The organism is uncultured Mediterranea sp., from assembly GCF_902493215.1.
GTDB lineage: Bacteria > Bacteroidota > Bacteroidia > Bacteroidales > Bacteroidaceae > Bacteroides.
On the sequence record NZ_CABUOL010000002.1, the window covers coordinates 183,613 to 199,668 of the forward strand.

Genomic DNA, 16,056 nt, shown 5'->3' on the forward strand with positions numbered 1-16,056 from the left:
GATTGCGGTTGCAAAGGTAGACCTTTTTTTGGAAATGGCAATAGCTTCGGAGAATTTTTTTTAGAGCCTTTTCGGGATACCGAATATTATTCTCTCATATTGAGTGGATTGCGTGAGTGTATATCCGGTGGGTTTAACCTTCGTTAGCATTTGGACTGACGTGTGCGGATTTCGTTTTGCAGGCAGGAGGACGCTGTGGAAAACGAAACGAAGGAAGCGCTGCACGAAACTTTGTGCTCGAATAATTCGTTTTTCTGTAATAAATGGTTATTTTTGCGCAGTGAATGAGAGAATATTGTAAACTAACAGACGAAATGGACGAATGAAAGTAGCAATCGTGAAATATAATGCAGGCAATGTGCGCTCGGTGCAGTGCGCGTTGGGACGTCTCGGGGTGGAGGCCGAGGTGACGGCCGACGTGGAGCGGCTGTGCGCGGCCGACAAGGTCATCTTTCCCGGCGTGGGAGAGGCGGCCACAACAATGGACTTCCTGCACACATCGGGACTGGACGGGGTGATCAGAAATCTTCGGCAGCCGGTTTTGGGCATTTGCCTGGGCATGCAGCTGATGTGCAGCCATTCGGAAGAGGGGGACGTGGACTGCCTGGGTATCTTCGATGTGGATGTGAAGCGCTTCCACTCGGAGAGGCATGCCGACAAAGTGCCCCACATGGGGTGGAATACGATTGGCCGCGTGTGCAGTCCGCTGTTCCGCGGCTTTACACGCGAGGAGTTCGTTTACTTTGTCCACAGTTACTATGTCCCGTTGAACGAGTCGACGGCCGCTGTGACCGACTATATTTTGCCTTTCAGTGCCGCGCTGCATAAGGACAACTTCTTTGCGACCCAGTTCCATCCCGAAAAAAGCGGTGGAGTGGGCGAACGTATACTGAAAAACTTTCTGGAGCTATGATAGAATTGATACCGGCTATAGATATTATTGGAGGCAAGTGCGTGCGCCTGTCTCAGGGAGACTACGGAAGCAAGAAGGTGTACAACGAAAACCCGCTCGAGGTGGCCCGTATGCTGGAGGCGGGAGGTATCAGGCGTCTGCATCTGGTGGACCTGGACGGAGCGGCTTCCCATCACATCGTGAACTACCGCATTCTGGAGCAGATTGCTTCGGGCACGTCGCTGGTCATTGACTTCGGCGGAGGGGTGAAGACGGATGAAGACCTCCGCATCGCCTTCGAGAGTGGGGCGCAGATGGTGACGGGAGGCAGTATCGCCGTGAAGAATCCCGAACTCTTCGGCAGGTGGATAGAGACTTACGGCCCCGAGCGCATCATCCTGGGCGCCGACGTCAAGGAGCGGCGTGTATCGGTGGGCGGATGGAAGGAAGACAGTCCGCTCGAGTTGTTCCCTTTCCTCGACGGGTACCGCAAGAAGGGAATTACCAAGGTTATCTGTACGGACATCAGTTGCGACGGGATGTTGCAGGGACCTTCGCTGGACTTGTACAAGGAGATTTTGGCCTTTGCTCCGGACCTGTATCTGACGGCCAGCGGCGGTGTGGGCAGTATGGACGATATCTACCGCTTGCAGGAGGCAGGTGTGCCGGCTGTTATTTTCGGCAAGGCGTTGTACGAGGGGCGTGTGACCCTTCACGACCTGCGCCCCCTGCTCGATTGAGAGAACAAACGGATATGTTGAACGGATATAAATAAGATAATTTGTGTTAGCCAAAAGAATAATACCCTGCCTGGACATCAAGGACGGGCAGACGGTGAAAGGTACCAATTTTGTGAATCTGCGTCATGCGGGCGATCCGGTCGAACTGGCGCGCGCCTACAGCGAACAGGGGGCGGACGAACTGGTGTTTCTTGACATCACGGCTAGTTTTGAGGGACGGAAGACGTTTGTCGAGCTGGTGGGGCGCATTGCCGAGAACATCAGCATTCCTTTTACGGTAGGCGGAGGCATTCATGAACTGGGCGATGTGGCCCGTCTGCTCGAGGCGGGGGCCGACAAGGTTTCTGTCAATTCGGCTGCCATACGCCGCCCGGAGCTGATTGACGAGATAGCCGGGCACTTCGGTTCCCAGGTATGTGTGCTGGCCGTCGATGCCTGCCAGACACCTGCCGGCTGGCGATGCTACCTGAATGGAGGCCGGGTGGAGACCGACAGGGAACTCTTCTCCTGGGCCAGAGAAGCACAGGAGAGGGGAGCGGGCGAGGTGCTGTTTACCAGTATGGACCACGATGGCGTGAAGACGGGTTATGCCAACGAGGCATTGGCAGCCCTGTCCGACGGACTGTCCATCCCGGTCATCGCTTCGGGCGGTGCGGGGCAGATGGAGCATTTTCGGGATGCCTTTGTCCTTGGAAAAGCGGATGCGGCACTGGCTGCCAGTGTTTTTCATTTCGGAGAAATCAAAATTCCCGATTTAAAATCGTATCTTTGCGCCCAAGGTGTACCGATGAGAATTTAAAGAGTATTTGAACCTTGTTTAAAGAACGTTTGAAAACGATAGATAGTTGTTGCATTTCATGGACAATATGGAAGTAAATATAGATTTCGAGAAGATGGGCGGGCTGGTGCCGGCCATCATACAGGATGCCGATACGGCCAAAGTGCTGATGCTGGGTTTCATGAACCGTGAAGCCTATGACAAGACGATGGAAACCGGCAAGGTGACTTTCTTCAGCCGCACCCGTAACCGCTTGTGGACCAAAGGGGAGGAGAGCGGAAATTTCCTGAACGTGGTATCTGTCAAGGCGGATTGCGACCACGATACGCTGCTCATTCAGGTACATCCGGCAGGCCCTGTGTGCCACACGGGTACGGATACCTGTTGGGGCGAGAAGAACGAACAGCCTGTGATGTTCCTGAAGGAATTGCAGGATTTTATCAATGTGCGTCACCGCGAGATGCCCGAGGGTTCTTATACGACCAGCCTTTTCCGCTCGGGAGTCAACAAGATGGCTCAGAAGGTGGGCGAGGAAGCTGTAGAGACCGTAATAGAAGCCTGCAACGGAACGGATGACCGGCTGATTTACGAAAGTGCCGATTTGTTGTATCATCTGATAGTTTTGCTGACTTCAAAAGGCTATAGTATCGAAGACATTGCCAGGGAATTGAAAGAAAGGCACGGGGCCGGTTGGAAAAAGCATTGATGGTATGGATGGTCCGTTGATCAGATATAAGGATGTGGAGATCCGCCAGCAGGAACTGGGAGTGCTGGAGAATGTCAACCTGGAACTTTCTTCGGGGGAATTTGTTTTCCTGGTAGGAAAGGTGGGTTCGGGCAAAACAAGCCTGTTAAAGACATTCTATGGCGAACTGGAGATTGCTTCGGGCAGCGCGGAGGTGTTGGGGTACAATATGAACCGCATCAAGCGCAAACATATTCCCCAGTTGCGCCGCAAGTTGGGAATTATCTTTCAGGATTTCCAGCTGTTGACCGACCGTCCTGTTTACGACAACCTGGATTTTGTACTTCAGGCTACCGGCTGGAAACATCGGGGCGAGCGGAAAGACCGTATCGAAGAAGTCCTGCAGCTGGTCGGTATGAGTAATAAGGGATACAAGCTGCCCAATGAATTGTCGGGAGGCGAGCAGCAGCGTATTGTGATAGCGCGGGCCGTATTGAACTCGCCGCAAATCATTCTGGCCGATGAACCGACCGGCAATCTGGATGTGGAGACTGGACGGGCCATCACAACGCTGTTGCATCAGATCAGCGAGCAGGGATCGCTGGTCGTGATGACGACCCATAACCTCCAGCTGCTCCGTGAGTTTCCGGGCAAGGTCTATCGGTGTGAAGCGCATCGGCTCTGTCAGCAGGTAGCAGAATGAAAATAATATAATAGTATAATCATTAAATAAGTAAAGAAAAAGATGAAAGTATTAAAGTTTGGAGGAACTTCGGTAGGTTCGGCTCAGCGGATGAAGGAAGTGGCCAAATTGATTACCGATGGTGAACGCAAGATTGTAGTGCTGTCTGCCATGTCGGGTACTACGAACACACTGGTTGAAATTTCGGACTATCTGTACAAGAAGAATCCGGAAGGAGCAAATGAGATCATCAACCAGCTGGAAAGCAAGTATCGTCGTCATATTGACGAACTTTATTCTACCGACGAATACAAACAGAAATGTCTGGAACTGGTGAAGTCGCATTTCGACTACATCCGTTCGTATACCAAAGATCTTTTTACCTTGTTCGAAGAGAAAGTGGTGTTGGCCCAGGGTGAGCTGATTTCGACGGGCATGATGAACTACTATCTTCAGGAATGTGGCGTGAAGTCGGTACTGCTTCCGGCTTTGGAATATATGCGTACGGACAAGAATGCCGAACCCGATCCTGTCTACATCCGTGAAAAGTTGCAGGCACAGCTGGAACTTTATCCCGAAGCCGATATCTATATTACACAGGGATTTATCTGCCGCAATGCTTATGGTGAGATTGACAACCTCCAGCGCGGTGGCAGTGACTATACGGCTTCTCTGGTAGGAGCTGCCATCAATGCTGACGAAATCCAGATCTGGACCGATATCGACGGTATGCACAACAACGATCCCCGTATCGTGGACAAGACTTCCCCCGTTCGTCAGTTGCAGTTTGAAGAGGCTGCCGAGTTGGCTTACTTCGGTGCGAAAATCTTGCATCCTACCTGCATCCAACCGGCCAAATATGCCAACATTCCCGTCCGCTTGCTGAATACGATGGATCCTTCGGCTCCCGGCACGTTGATTTCCAATGACACGGAGAAGGGTAAAATCAAAGCTGTGGCTGCCAAGGACAATATCACGGCCATCAAAATCAAGTCGAGCCGCATGTTGCTGGCGTATGGCTTCTTGCGCAAAGTGTTCGAGATCTTCGAAAGCTATCAGACCTCCATCGACATGATTTGTACGTCAGAGGTAGGTGTGTCGGTTTCTATCGACAATGTGAAGCATCTGAACGAGATACTCGACGACCTGAAAAAGTATGGTACGGTTACCGTAGACCGCAACATGTGTATTATCTGTGTGGTAGGCGACCTGGAGTGGGAGAATGTGGGCTTCGAAGCCAAGGCTCTCGACGCTATGCGTGATATTCCTGTACGTATGATTTCGTTTGGTGGAAGTAACTACAACATCTCTTTCCTGATTCGTGAAGAGGATAAGAAACGTGCATTACAGTCACTGAGTGCCGCTTTGTTTGGTGAAAACTAAAAGAGGATTGTAGTACTGTATGAAAGGACATTTTCCTCTGGATAAATTCAGCGCAGTGCGCACCCCTTTCTATTATTATGATACGGAGGTGTTGCGCAATACGCTGAATTGCATTCGTGCCGAGGTGGCACGGTATGAGAATTTTGTGGTCCACTATGCTGTGAAAGCCAATGCCAATCCCAAGGTGCTGACCATTGTCCGTGAGAGCGGATTGGGAGCCGATTGTGTGAGTGGCGGCGAAATACAGGCGGCTGTCAAGGCCGGTTTCCCTGCCGGTAAGATTGTGTATGCCGGTGTAGGTAAGGCCGATTGGGAAATCGAATTGGGACTGGACTATAATATTTTCTGTTTCAATGTTGAATCCGTACCCGAATTGGAGGTTATCAATGCGCTGGCTGCCGCCAAGGGCAAGGTGGCCCGTGTGGCTTTCCGTATCAATCCGAATGTAGGCGCGCATACACATGCCAATATTACAACGGGATTGGCGGAGAACAAGTTCGGTATCAGTATGGAAGATATGGAAAACGTGATTGAGGCTGCCTCTGCAATGAAAAATGTGGAGTTTGTCGGCCTGCATTTCCATATCGGGTCCCAAATATTGGATATGGGAGACTTTGTTGCCTTGTGCAACCGGGTTAATGAACTTCTTGACAAGCTGGAGGCTCATCGTATCCAGGTTTTCCATATCAATGTGGGAGGAGGATTGGGTATTGATTATCAGCATCCCAACCGGCAGTCTGTTCCCGATTTTGCTGCTTATTTCAAGACATACGCCGATCACCTGAAGTTGCGTTCCTATCAGACGTTGCATTTCGAACTGGGGCGTTCGGTCGTGGGGCAGTGTGGCTCACTCATTTCACGGGTGCTTTATGTCAAGCAGGGTACCAACAAGCAGTTTGCCATTCTTGACGCGGGTATGACCGATCTGATTCGTCCGGCCCTGTATCAGGCTTACCATAAAATTGAAAACATCTCATCGGAAGCTCCTCTGCAGACTTATGACGTGGTAGGTCCCATCTGCGAGTCGTCGGATGTCTTTGGGAAGGCCGTCGATCTGAATGAAGTGAAGCGGGGTGATTTCCTGGCTATCCGCTCTGCCGGTGCTTATGGTGAAATTATGGCATCTCATTATAATTGTCGCGAGTTACCCAAGGGCTATCTCTCGGATGAGTTCGTTTGATGCGGTCTCTTCCTCCAAGTGAGAATTAAAATATGTTATATTTGAACAATGCCCGATGTAAGTTGTTATATTTGTAATGATTTCAATTTTAAAGACAGACGAATATGATTTCTGAAAGATTACAAAATGCTATTAATGACCAGATCACTGCTGAGATGTGGTCTGCTAATCTTTATTTGGCAATGTCTTTCTTTATGGAGAAAGAAGGATATAACGGTATGGCCAATTGGTTGAAGAAACAGTCTTTTGAAGAGCATGAGCATGCTTTTGAAATGGCTTCTTATGTCATCAAGCGTGGTGGAACAGCCAAAGTGGACAAGATAGACGTCGTTCCCAATGATTTTGGTACTCCTCTTGAGGTATTTGAGCAGGTGTACAACCATGAATGTCGTGTATCAAAGATGATTGATGAACTGGTGGATGTCGCTTCTGCAGAAAAGGATAAGGCAACTCAAGACTTCTTGTGGGGCTTTGTACGTGAGCAGGTGGAAGAGGAAGCCACTGCATCGAGCATTGTTGAGATGATAAAAAGAGCCGGAAACTCCAATTTGTATTTTGTAGATTCCAAGCTGGGTGAACGCCAGTGAAAAACGGACTATTTTCTTAGTCTGTAGAATAAATGAAATCAGCCCGAAGGTGACGAGTGACAGTCATGCTTCGGGCTGATTTTTTAGGGACAAAAGGAATTTATTTCAAAACTCCCAGTTCTTTGCCTACTTTGATGAAGGCAGCGATACACTTGTCCAGATGGGCCTTCTCATGACCGGCCGAAATCTGAACGCGGATACGTGCCTGGCCTTTCGGTACAACCGGATAATAGAATCCGGTGACATAGATACCTTCTTCCTGCATGCGTGCTGCATAGACCTGGGACAACTTGGCATCATAGAGCATAACTGCGCAGATGGCACTTTGTGTCGGTTTGATGTCGAAACCGGCAGCTGTCATTTGGTCGCGGAAATAGTTTACATTCTCTACCAGCTTGTCGTGCAGTGCATTGCTTTCCTTCAGCATCTTGAAAACTTCGATGCTGGCACCGACTACAGCCGGAGCTACAGAATTGGAGAAGAGGTAAGGACGGCTGCGCTGGCGGAGCAGGTCGATGATTTCCTTACGTCCTGTCGTAAATCCACCCATGGCACCACCAAAAGCTTTACCCAATGTTCCGGTATAGATGTCTACACGTCCGTAGGTGTTGTACAGTTCGCTGACACCATGTCCGGTGGCACCTACAACTCCGGCAGAGTGCGATTCGTCTACCATGACCAGCGCATCGTATTTTTCGGCCAGGTCACAGATCTTGTCCATCGGGGCCACATTGCCGTCCATCGAGAATACACCGTCTGTTACGATGATACGGAAACGCTGTGCCTGAGCCTCTTGCAGACATTTTTCCAGGTCGGCCATGTCGGCGTTGGCGTAACGGTAACGTTTGGCCTTGCACAGACGTACACCATCGATGATGGAGGCGTGGTTCAGTGAATCGGAGATAATGGCATCTTCTTCGGTGAACAGAGGTTCAAACACACCGCCGTTTGCATCGAAACAGGCTGCGTAAAGAATCGTGTCCTCCGTGTGGAAGTAGTCTGAAATGGCGGCTTCCAGTTCTTTATGGATGTCTTGCGTACCACAGATAAAGCGGACGGACGACATACCGTAACCACGGCGGTCCATCATCTTTTGTGCGGCTTCGATGAGTCGGGGATGGTTGGACAGGCCCAGATAATTGTTGGCGCAGAAGTTCAGCACTTCTTTGCCTTTTACACTGATGGAGGCTTGTTGCGCGCTTTCAATCAGGCGCTCTTCTTTGTAAAGTCCGGCATCTTTAATCTCAGCAAGTGTCTGGCTGAGATGCTCTTTCATTTTACCATACATAGCATTTTTTTTTAGAGATTTCTACAAATAGTTACACGGTCTGCAAAGAACATCATTTTTATTGAAATAAACAATATCAGAATGATAGATTTTAGAAAAAAAAGTGCGTATATTTGCATGCTTTTAAAAAAGTCACATTCTAACTTTATATTTTGTTCGAAATGAAAAATATCTTGGTAATTGGAGCTACCGGACAGATTGGTTCGGAGCTTACGATGGAGTTGCGCAAGCGTTATGGCAACGAACATGTAGTGGCAGGTTATATCACAGGTGCCGAACCGAAAGGTGAATTGAAGGAAAGCGGTCCCAGTGCGGTAGTCGATGTTACGGACTATAATGCCATTGAGGCAGCTGTGAAGGCATACAACATTGATACCATCTACAATTTGGCTGCATTGCTTTCTGTAGTGGCCGAAAGCAAACCACGGTTGGCCTGGAAGATTGGTATTGACGGTTTGTGGAATGTTCTGGAAGTGGCACGCGAACATCATTGTGCTGTGTTTACACCGAGCTCTATCGGTTCGTTTGGTCTGGAGACGCCCCATGTGATGACTCCTCAGGATACCATTCAACGTCCTCGTACCATGTATGGTGTCAGCAAGGTGACTACCGAACTTCTGAGTGACTATTATCATACGAAGTATGGAGTGGATACCCGCGCAGTCCGTTTCCCCGGTATCATTTCGAATGTAACCCCTCCGGGAGGTGGAACGACAGACTATGCGGTAGATATCTATTATTCAGCTGTTAAGGGTGAAAAGTTTGTATGCCCCATCAAGGAAGGCACATTGATGGACATGATGTATATGCCCGACGCGCTGAATGCAGCCATTTCACTGATGGAGGCCGATCCGTCCCGTCTGAAACACCGCAATGCTTTCAATATCGCTTCCATGAGTTTTGCACCCGAAACCATTTATGCGGCTATCAAGATGCATGTTCCCGATTTTGAAATGGAATACAACGTCGATCCGCTGAAGCAGAGTATTGCCGACAGCTGGCCCGACTGTATGGACGACAGCTGTGCCCGTGCAGAATGGGATTGGAAGCCCCAGTATGATTTGGAGGCTATGACTGTGGACATGCTCGAAAAACTGCGTGTCAAGTTTAACAAGTGATCGTGAACGGTCTGTCAGAATATGAGAAAAATAATATTGGGACTGTCGATGTTCGTCTGCCTGTTCTCTTGTAAGAACCCGAAGTCGAACATCGACTCTTTCAGTTCAATAACCGCGATGGTCGATTCGGTTAAGGCCGGTCAGACTGATACGTTGGCTGTGGAGCCGGTAGAAGAAGTTCCCAAGCCGATGGAAGCGGACGAGCTATTCGATGATTTTATTTTTTATTTTGCTACCGATACGTTGTTCCAGAGGCAGCGTACAGTTTTCCCTTTGCCCTATTACAAGGCTGATACACCTCTGAAAATAGAAAAGAAGTATTGGAAGCATGATCCTCTTTTTGCTGATCAGACCTGTTATACCGTGCTCTTCGATAAGGAGGACGATATGGAGCTGGTGGGGGATACGGCTCTGAATTCAGTTCGTGTGGAGTGGATCTATCTGAAGACGAGAACCCTGAAGCGGTATTATTTTGAGCGTACCAAAGGCGTGTGGATGCTCGAAGCTGTCAATCTGCGTAAGCTTGAAGATGAGGAAGAAGATGCGCAGGATTTTGCATCTTTCTATGCCCGTTTTGCCGTCGACAGTGTATACCAGCGCGAGCATATCCATCATCCCTTGAAGTTTGTTACGGTAGATCCCGATGATGAGTTTGCTATCTGGGAGACAACGCTGGACATTGACCAGTGGTTTGCCTTCCGTCCCACTTTGCCTTCCGACCGGCTTTCCAACATAGATTATGGACAGAAGAATGATGCGCATTCTTCAACCAAAATTCTGAAGGTAAACGGCATGAGCAACGGCTATTCTACTGTCTTCTATTTCCGTAAAAAAGGCGGTGAATGGGAACTTTACAAATACGAAGATACAGGCATTTAGTAGGTTATGAAGAATTATTCATTGTTGTCGCACAACACGTTCGGGATAGAGGCCGAGGCTGCGGAATTCCTGGAGTATCGTTCGGAAAACGACCTCAGGCAATGGATTGATGAGGGCGTGTTTGCCTTGCGTCCCTATTTCTGTATAGGAGGTGGAAGCAACCTTCTTTTTACTCAAAAACGTTACGACCGTACTTTTCTGCATTCTGCCATTCGCGGTATGGAAGTGACTTATGAAAACCGGAATTGGGTGGAAGTGCGTGTCGGCAGCGGTGTGTTGTGGGATGACTTTGTGCAGCATTGTGTGGACCAGGGCTGGTATGGAGCCGAAAACCTGTCGCTCATACCGGGTGAGGTAGGGGCTGCTGCAGTACAGAACATCGGTGCATACGGTGCCGAGGTATGCGATTTGATAGATTCGGTTGAGACGATGGATGTATCTGGAGTCAGGCGGACGTACCATGCATCCGAGTGCAGCTATGCTTATCGGAACAGCATCTTCAAGTCTCCGTCCATGAAGTCTGTCTTTATCCTGTATGTCAATTTCCGTTTGAGCAAACATCCCTTTTTCAGACTCGATTACGGTAATCTCCGTCAGGAAGTGGAGCGTGGCGGTGAGGTTACTTTGGCGGCTGTACGCCGTGCCGTCATGGATATCCGTCGCAGCAAACTTCCCGATCCGGCAATATTGGGCAATGCCGGAAGTTTCTTCATGAATCCTATCATTCCGCGGAAGCAATACGAAGACCTGTGTACGCAGTTTGCCGATATGCCTTGTTATCCGGTTGATGCCGACCATGTCAAGGTGCCTGCCGGATGGCTCATTGAGCGGGCCGGATGGAAAGGCCGTTCGTTGGGACGGGCAGGTGTACATGACAAGCAGGCCCTGGTACTGGTCAATCTGGGCGGGGCCGACGGTTCGGATATTCTGGCTTTGTCCGACGCCGTGCAGAAATCAGTGTCCGACAAGTTTGGTATCACCATCCGTCCGGAAGTGAATTTTATTTGATTACAGACAACCTATAAAGATACATGCAATTGTGAAACTGAGGATTTTGGGAAGTGGAACATCTACCGGAGTGCCCGAAGTGGGATGTACCTGTCCGGTATGTACATCAAATGATCCGCGCGACAACAGACTTCGTGCTTCGGCCTTGCTGCATACGGATGACGGAACGACAGTCCTGATCGATTGCGGTCCCGACTTCAGGGAACAGATGATACGTTCTTCCTGGTTTGGCGCCATCGATGGTGTACTGGTTACCCATGAACATTATGACCATGTGGGAGGTTTGGACGATTTGCGTCCGTTTTGCCGTTTTGGCGAGGTTCCTGTTTTCTCAGACAGGTATACGGCCGAACATTTGTGTACGCGTATGCCCTATTGTTTTGTGGAGAACAAATATCCCGGCGTTCCCCGCATTTTTCTGAACGAGGTGAAGGCCGGTGAACCTTTTTTCATCAGACAGACCGAAATATGGCCATTTCAGGTGATGCATGGACGTCTGCCCATTTTGGGGTATCGCATTGGCCGCCGTTTGGGGTATGTCACCGATATGTTGACGATGCCCGATGCCTCTTATGAACTGTTGAAGGGGATTGATGTCCTGGTCATGAATGCACTGCGTGTAGAGCCGCATGGCACACACCAATCTATATCGCAGGCTATCGAAGCCGCCACCCGCATTGGTGCCCGTGAAACCTACTTTATACACATGAGCCATCATGCCGGTTTGCATGCCGGGCTTTGTAGCCAGTTGCCTCCCCGCATGCATCTCGCTTACGACGGTCTTGAAATATTTTTTTAAACTTTTTGGCTCAGGTTTTGTTTTGTTAGCAAAAATGTTTATTTTTGCAAAACCTAACAAGCCGGTGAGCCATGAAACCAAAACATTCGATACGAATCAGTGTAACCGTGTGCATCATTTTGCTGTGCATGGGTTTTGGTGTATATTCTTTCGTCCGGCTCAACATGGTGGACGAGCGGCGCGATTTTGACCTTTACTCCCTGGTTCCACAAGAAGTGGAAGCCGTTTTTGCAACGGATAAACTGACTGGTTTGCTGGAAAACATCAGCCAGATGGAGTGTAGCCGCGACAATCATTATCTTTATGCTTCCGAACTTTTCTCTTGTGTGAAGCGTTATCTGCAACTGCTGATGGAGAAGGAACCTCATGGCTTGAGTGCCAAGATGAACGAAATGCTCATCAGCTTCCATCCTTCTGACCTCAAGAACGACCAGGTCCTCTATTGCAAATTGGGGCTTGATGATTGCAAGATGCTGGAAGATTACATAAAGCGTTATGGTGCCTCCGGTTTTCCCTCGAAGACATTCACTTATCGCGGGCAGGATATCGTTATCTATCCTTTGTCCGACGGGCGTTTCCTTTCGTTGTGGATGAAGCGCGATTTTCTGGTGATAAGTTTCCAGAAACGGTTGGTGGAGCAGGTTATCGATGCGTGGAAAGACAAGAAGTCATTGGCCCGTCTCGCAACCTTCCGGCCGGCACTTCAGGACAAGCGGGAAGCCCGTAAGGCCGTCTTGTTCATGCGTTGGCAGGATGCCCGGCAGGACGTTCGGCCGGATTCTTCGGTGTGGCTGGAGTTCGATCTGAAGCTGGCCGAGGAAGGAATCTATTGTGCCGGCACTGCCTACGGCATCTCGCCGGCCGATACCTGCCGATATGCTTTTGCCGGATGCTCTCCTCAGGAAGGTTTTCCGTTGGCAGAGCTGCCCCGTACGACTTTGCTGTACCGGTGCAGTTCGCTTCCGGCCTCTGGCGGGGACTGGCCGTGTTTCCTGCAATCCATGTCGACCGATTCGCTGTTGTCGGCCGACGGACCGTCTTTCGACCGTTCGCTGGCAGCCTATCTGTCCGAACATGCCTGTGGAAAAGCCCTTTCGTGTCTGTTTCTGTCGGGCGATTCGTTGGAGCGGAAAGGGCTGGAAGTGCTGAGCGTTTCGTTGAAGGAACCTTCCACAGCCCAGCGGGACTTGCACCGACTTCTGTATGACATTTCGCAGGGGCAGTATCCTTTCTATAAGAGTTTTTCCGCCGGGACGGGTGTGAGGGGGATGCGTCTGTACCGTTTGCCCTCAGGTACGTTGGCTTCTGTTCTGGCAGTCAGCGGGGAGGTTCGGCCATATACGTACGCTACCTTCTACGCCGGTCGTCTTTTGCTGTCGTCCGAGGAGCCGGCTTTGGTTGCCTACGTCAAAGCGTTGGAGCAGGGCGACACGCTGGAAACCTCTCCCCTGTACGAGACGATGGTGGAACAATTGGCACCTCTCTATGATTACGTCCTGATGGCCGATTTGGAGACCATGGCTCTTTGTCCCTCTTTGCCGTCCGGATTGCTTCCGTCTTTCTTTGAAGAACATGCCGGCTTCTTCAGCCGTTTCCAGCTGGCCGTTCAGCTTTGCAGGGTCGATGGAGCGGTGGCTCCCAACGTAGTGCTTCTTTATCGTCTGAAAGACGCGGTATCCCAACTGTAGGAAATGAACAGGCTTGGTGCGTCGGATTGTCAGATACAGTCCGGCTATTGCATTGCTTTACTCCGCCTGAATTCTTCATCTTGCGTGCTCAGATATACATCTGACGGGCTAAGATGTGTATCTGACGTGCCAAGATATACATCTGAGCACGCAAGATGAAGAATACGTATGGGGTAAGGGGATTCAATGCTATACTTTAGGCTATCTGTTCCCTGTGTTGTGCATGTTATATTATATAGGAGATAAATTCCCATTGTGATGATGGGATTTAATAAAATACTCAGATAGCAGATAAAAAATAGTGAAATTGTGATGTCTTTTCATTTATTTACTTTATTTTTGCCTGCGATATCGTGATAAATTTAATACCAGTATATTAATTCAAGGACTTTTTCCGTTCAGTATTATAATCTAATCGCTATTAATAATGGAAAAGCAATCGAGTACTGAAACACGCACGTTCACCTCCGTCTATATGACCTACTTCCCGAAGTTGGTTCGTTTTGCGCGTGAATATGTCATGTCTTCCGAAGATGCTGAAAACATCATTCAGGATGTCTTTCTGCATTTGTGGGAGCAGCGGGAAGTGCTCGATGAACTGACCAATCTCAATGCCTGGCTCTTCACGATGACCAAGAACAAGTGTATTGATTACTATCGGCATAAAACGATGGTCGACAGCCGTATGGAGTCATTGGACCGCGTTGAGAATCTGGAGCTGAAGATAAAGATGGAGGCTTTGATGCAGTTTGACGAGGCGGTTTTCGATCATGAAATAGAACACTTGCTGCGTGAAGCAATCAGTCATTTGCCCGAAAAGTGTCGTCAGGTCTTTATTCTCAGCCGGATGAACGGTTTGCGGCATGACGAAATAGCCGAACGGTTGAATATATCCGTGCGTACCGTCCAGAACCATATCGTTTCCGCCTTGTCAAAGTTGAGGGTGGAACTGAAGGAATATCTTCCTCTTCTTCTTTTTCTCACATTTTTTTGATTTTTTTTTCGGGTAGACTAGTAGTTGGCAGTTGTTCGTCCGTCATATTATCGTAAATGACTTGAAATCGTATGGACGAACAATTGAAGAAATATTTTTCTGGGGAACTGTCTGCCGAAGAGAAACGGGTTCTTTTCAACCGTATCCAGTCTGATCCGGATTTGAAAAGAGACTTTGTCCGTTTGCAGAACGCCGAAGCCCTTTCCCGCCTGGTTGAACAGGAGGGCGACAGAGAATGGGCTTCCGCAAAGCTGGACGAATGGCAGGAAAGGCTTCGGAAGAAGAATGCCAGACGCAGGAACTTCCGTATCAGGCTGTATGGTTCGGTGGCGGCTGTCCTGCTGTTGCTGATTCTCCCGCTTTCCTGGTATTATGGGTTTGGACAGAAGGGCGAACTGGAAAAAAACAGTCTGGCTCTTTATGCCCAACAGTTTGTTCCTCAGGATGCTCAGCAGATTAAGGTATTCCTGTCGCCGACGGAAGAGGTGTCGGTCGATGGAGGAAAAGCTTCCGTATCTTATTCATCCCATGGCAGTGTGTCCATCAATGACAAGAATTACGGTAATGTAGTTTCCGACACGGCTGAACAATACATGCCCCAGGCGGTAGCGAAAAAAGAAGAACCGGCATACAATCAGATTGTTGTGCCAAAAGGTAAATTCACGAACCTTCGTCTTTCCGACGGAACTCTTATCTATATAAATTCCGCCTCCCGTGTCGTTTATCCGAAAGTGTTTCAGGGAGACCGTCGCCGGATATATATAGAAGGAGAGGCCTATCTGGAAGTGGCGAAAGACAAGCATAGACCTTTTATTGTCCAAACCTCTACTTTTGAGGTCGAAGTGTTGGGAACCTCTTTCAACGTCAATGCCTATAAGGAAGATGCGCACTCCGAGGTTGTCCTGCTGGAAGGTTCTGTGCGATTGTCCGACGGTGTCCATCCGGCCACCCTGCTGAAGCCCGACCAGATGGCTGTAGTCAATGCACAGGGAGTGGAGGGCGTACGTCAGGTCAATGCGGCCGACTATGTTTCCTGGAAAGACGGCTTGTTGCTGCTGCACTCGGAGGAACTTTCTTCTGTATGCAGACGTTTGGAGCGTTTCTACGGATGTCGGATTTCCATTTCTCCCCGCGCCGGCAGTTATAGGATGAAGGGAAAAATAGATTTGTATCAGCCGCTCGACGAATTGCTCCGGCTGATTTCGCTCACGGCCCCTGTCCAGTGGCGGAAGAACGATGCCGGGATTTATTTGATAGAAAACAAGTGATTCAATTAATATAAATGTGGAACCTTTAAAATGTAATGCCTATGGGGAAGGAAATACCTGAAAAACAATAAATCAACAAAAAAAGCA

General features: G+C 49.2%; 16 protein-coding genes. 15 read left to right on the forward strand and 1 reads right to left on the reverse strand.

Annotated elements, in window-relative coordinates; genetic code table 11:
• Positions 1-322 precede the first annotated feature (322 nt).
• The 8 genes from hisH to RDO88_RS02090 all read left to right on the forward strand — a co-directional run bounded on the left by hisH (position 323) and on the right by RDO88_RS02090 (position 6,927).
• On the forward strand, positions 323-913 hold the full coding sequence (hisH, locus tag RDO88_RS02055; protein ID WP_307757771.1) for an imidazole glycerol phosphate synthase subunit HisH: 591 nt from the start codon (positions 323-325) through the stop codon (positions 911-913).
• Positions 910-1,632 (forward strand): 1-(5-phosphoribosyl)-5-[(5-phosphoribosylamino)methylideneamino]imidazole-4-carboxamide isomerase, encoded by a 723-nt coding sequence (hisA, locus tag RDO88_RS02060; protein ID WP_307757772.1) that lies wholly within the window; start codon positions 910-912, stop codon positions 1,630-1,632. Before hisH ends, hisA begins: the two co-directional genes overlap by 4 nt.
• 43 nt (positions 1,633-1,675) lie before the next feature.
• On the forward strand, positions 1,676-2,431 hold the full coding sequence (gene hisF, locus RDO88_RS02065; protein ID WP_307757773.1) for an imidazole glycerol phosphate synthase subunit HisF: 756 nt from the start codon (positions 1,676-1,678) through the stop codon (positions 2,429-2,431).
• 67 nt (positions 2,432-2,498) lie between these two features.
• Positions 2,499-3,116: a bifunctional phosphoribosyl-AMP cyclohydrolase/phosphoribosyl-ATP diphosphatase HisIE gene (gene hisIE / locus RDO88_RS02070; protein WP_307757774.1), complete on the forward strand. Its 618-nt coding sequence runs from the start codon at positions 2,499-2,501 to the stop codon at positions 3,114-3,116.
• A gap of 4 nt (positions 3,117-3,120) precedes the next feature.
• Complete coding sequence (locus RDO88_RS02075; protein WP_307757775.1) at positions 3,121-3,798, forward strand: ATP-binding cassette domain-containing protein; 678 nt, start codon at positions 3,121-3,123, stop codon at positions 3,796-3,798.
• 42 nt (positions 3,799-3,840) lie between these two features.
• Positions 3,841-5,160: an aspartate kinase gene (locus tag RDO88_RS02080; RefSeq protein ID WP_307757776.1), complete on the forward strand. Its 1,320-nt coding sequence runs from the start codon at positions 3,841-3,843 to the stop codon at positions 5,158-5,160.
• Between the two features lie 19 nt (positions 5,161-5,179).
• Positions 5,180-6,340 carry a diaminopimelate decarboxylase gene (gene lysA, locus RDO88_RS02085; RefSeq protein ID WP_307757777.1) on the forward strand — a complete coding sequence of 387 codons (1,161 nt, stop codon included), beginning with the start codon at positions 5,180-5,182 and terminating at the stop codon, positions 6,338-6,340.
• A gap of 104 nt (positions 6,341-6,444) precedes the next feature.
• Positions 6,445-6,927 carry a ferritin-like domain-containing protein gene (locus RDO88_RS02090; RefSeq protein ID WP_307757778.1) on the forward strand — a complete coding sequence of 161 codons (483 nt, stop codon included), beginning with the start codon at positions 6,445-6,447 and terminating at the stop codon, positions 6,925-6,927.
• 100 nt (positions 6,928-7,027) lie between these two features.
• Here the strand turns inward: RDO88_RS02090 and kbl are convergent, their stop codons facing one another.
• Positions 7,028-8,215, reverse strand: a complete 1,188-nt coding sequence (gene kbl, locus RDO88_RS02095) for a glycine C-acetyltransferase (RefSeq protein ID WP_307757779.1) — start codon at positions 8,213-8,215, stop codon at positions 7,028-7,030.
• A 161-nt stretch (positions 8,216-8,376) separates the two neighbouring features.
• Between kbl and RDO88_RS02100 the strand changes: the two genes are divergently transcribed.
• The 7 genes from RDO88_RS02100 (at position 8,377) to RDO88_RS02130 (ending at position 15,969) form a co-directional block, all read left to right on the forward strand.
• The gene (locus tag RDO88_RS02100) at positions 8,377-9,333 is read left to right on the forward strand and encodes an NAD-dependent epimerase/dehydratase family protein (protein WP_307757780.1); all 957 of its coding nucleotides are present in this window, start codon (positions 8,377-8,379) and stop codon (positions 9,331-9,333) included.
• A 21-nt stretch (positions 9,334-9,354) separates the two neighbouring features.
• On the forward strand, positions 9,355-10,212 hold the full coding sequence (locus tag RDO88_RS02105; RefSeq protein ID WP_307757781.1) for a DUF4348 domain-containing protein: 858 nt from the start codon (positions 9,355-9,357) through the stop codon (positions 10,210-10,212).
• A 6-nt stretch (positions 10,213-10,218) separates the two neighbouring features.
• Positions 10,219-11,220 (forward strand): UDP-N-acetylmuramate dehydrogenase, encoded by a 1,002-nt coding sequence (murB, locus tag RDO88_RS02110; RefSeq protein WP_307757782.1) that lies wholly within the window; start codon positions 10,219-10,221, stop codon positions 11,218-11,220.
• A gap of 31 nt (positions 11,221-11,251) precedes the next feature.
• The gene (locus RDO88_RS02115) at positions 11,252-12,019 is read left to right on the forward strand and encodes an MBL fold metallo-hydrolase (RefSeq protein WP_307757783.1); all 768 of its coding nucleotides are present in this window, start codon (positions 11,252-11,254) and stop codon (positions 12,017-12,019) included.
• A gap of 71 nt (positions 12,020-12,090) precedes the next feature.
• Entirely contained in the window at positions 12,091-13,707 is a 1,617-nt protein-coding gene (locus RDO88_RS02120) for a DUF3352 domain-containing protein (RefSeq protein ID WP_307757784.1), read from the forward strand.
• A gap of 427 nt (positions 13,708-14,134) precedes the next feature.
• The gene (locus RDO88_RS02125) at positions 14,135-14,701 is read left to right on the forward strand and encodes an RNA polymerase sigma-70 factor (protein ID WP_307757785.1); all 567 of its coding nucleotides are present in this window, start codon (positions 14,135-14,137) and stop codon (positions 14,699-14,701) included.
• A gap of 71 nt (positions 14,702-14,772) precedes the next feature.
• A complete protein-coding gene (locus RDO88_RS02130; RefSeq protein WP_307757786.1) occupies positions 14,773-15,969 on the forward strand; it encodes a FecR domain-containing protein in 1,197 nt (398 codons plus the stop codon).
• The last annotated feature ends 87 nt before the right edge of the window (positions 15,970-16,056 follow it).

Bases quoted from the DNA above. Each gene is read 5' to 3' on its own strand.
- hisH (WP_307757771.1), top strand. From the start codon at position 323: ATGAAAGTAGCAATCGTGAAATATAATGCAGGCAATGTGCGCTCGGTG.
- hisA (WP_307757772.1), top strand. From the start codon at position 910: ATGATAGAATTGATACCGGCTATAGATATTATTGGAGGCAAGTGCGTG.
- hisIE (WP_307757774.1), top strand. From the start codon at position 2,499: ATGGAAGTAAATATAGATTTCGAGAAGATGGGCGGGCTGGTGCCGGCC.
- RDO88_RS02075 (WP_307757775.1), top strand. From the start codon at position 3,121: ATGGATGGTCCGTTGATCAGATATAAGGATGTGGAGATCCGCCAGCAG.
- RDO88_RS02080 (WP_307757776.1), top strand. From the start codon at position 3,841: ATGAAAGTATTAAAGTTTGGAGGAACTTCGGTAGGTTCGGCTCAGCGG.
- lysA (WP_307757777.1), top strand. From the start codon at position 5,180: ATGAAAGGACATTTTCCTCTGGATAAATTCAGCGCAGTGCGCACCCCT.
- RDO88_RS02090 (WP_307757778.1), top strand. From the start codon at position 6,445: ATGATTTCTGAAAGATTACAAAATGCTATTAATGACCAGATCACTGCT.
- kbl (WP_307757779.1), bottom strand. From the start codon at position 8,215: ATGTATGGTAAAATGAAAGAGCATCTCAGCCAGACACTTGCTGAGATT.
- RDO88_RS02100 (WP_307757780.1), top strand. From the start codon at position 8,377: ATGAAAAATATCTTGGTAATTGGAGCTACCGGACAGATTGGTTCGGAG.
- RDO88_RS02105 (WP_307757781.1), top strand. From the start codon at position 9,355: ATGAGAAAAATAATATTGGGACTGTCGATGTTCGTCTGCCTGTTCTCT.
- murB (WP_307757782.1), top strand. From the start codon at position 10,219: ATGAAGAATTATTCATTGTTGTCGCACAACACGTTCGGGATAGAGGCC.
- RDO88_RS02120 (WP_307757784.1), top strand. From the start codon at position 12,091: ATGAAACCAAAACATTCGATACGAATCAGTGTAACCGTGTGCATCATT.
- RDO88_RS02125 (WP_307757785.1), top strand. From the start codon at position 14,135: ATGGAAAAGCAATCGAGTACTGAAACACGCACGTTCACCTCCGTCTAT.
- RDO88_RS02130 (WP_307757786.1), top strand. From the start codon at position 14,773: ATGGACGAACAATTGAAGAAATATTTTTCTGGGGAACTGTCTGCCGAA.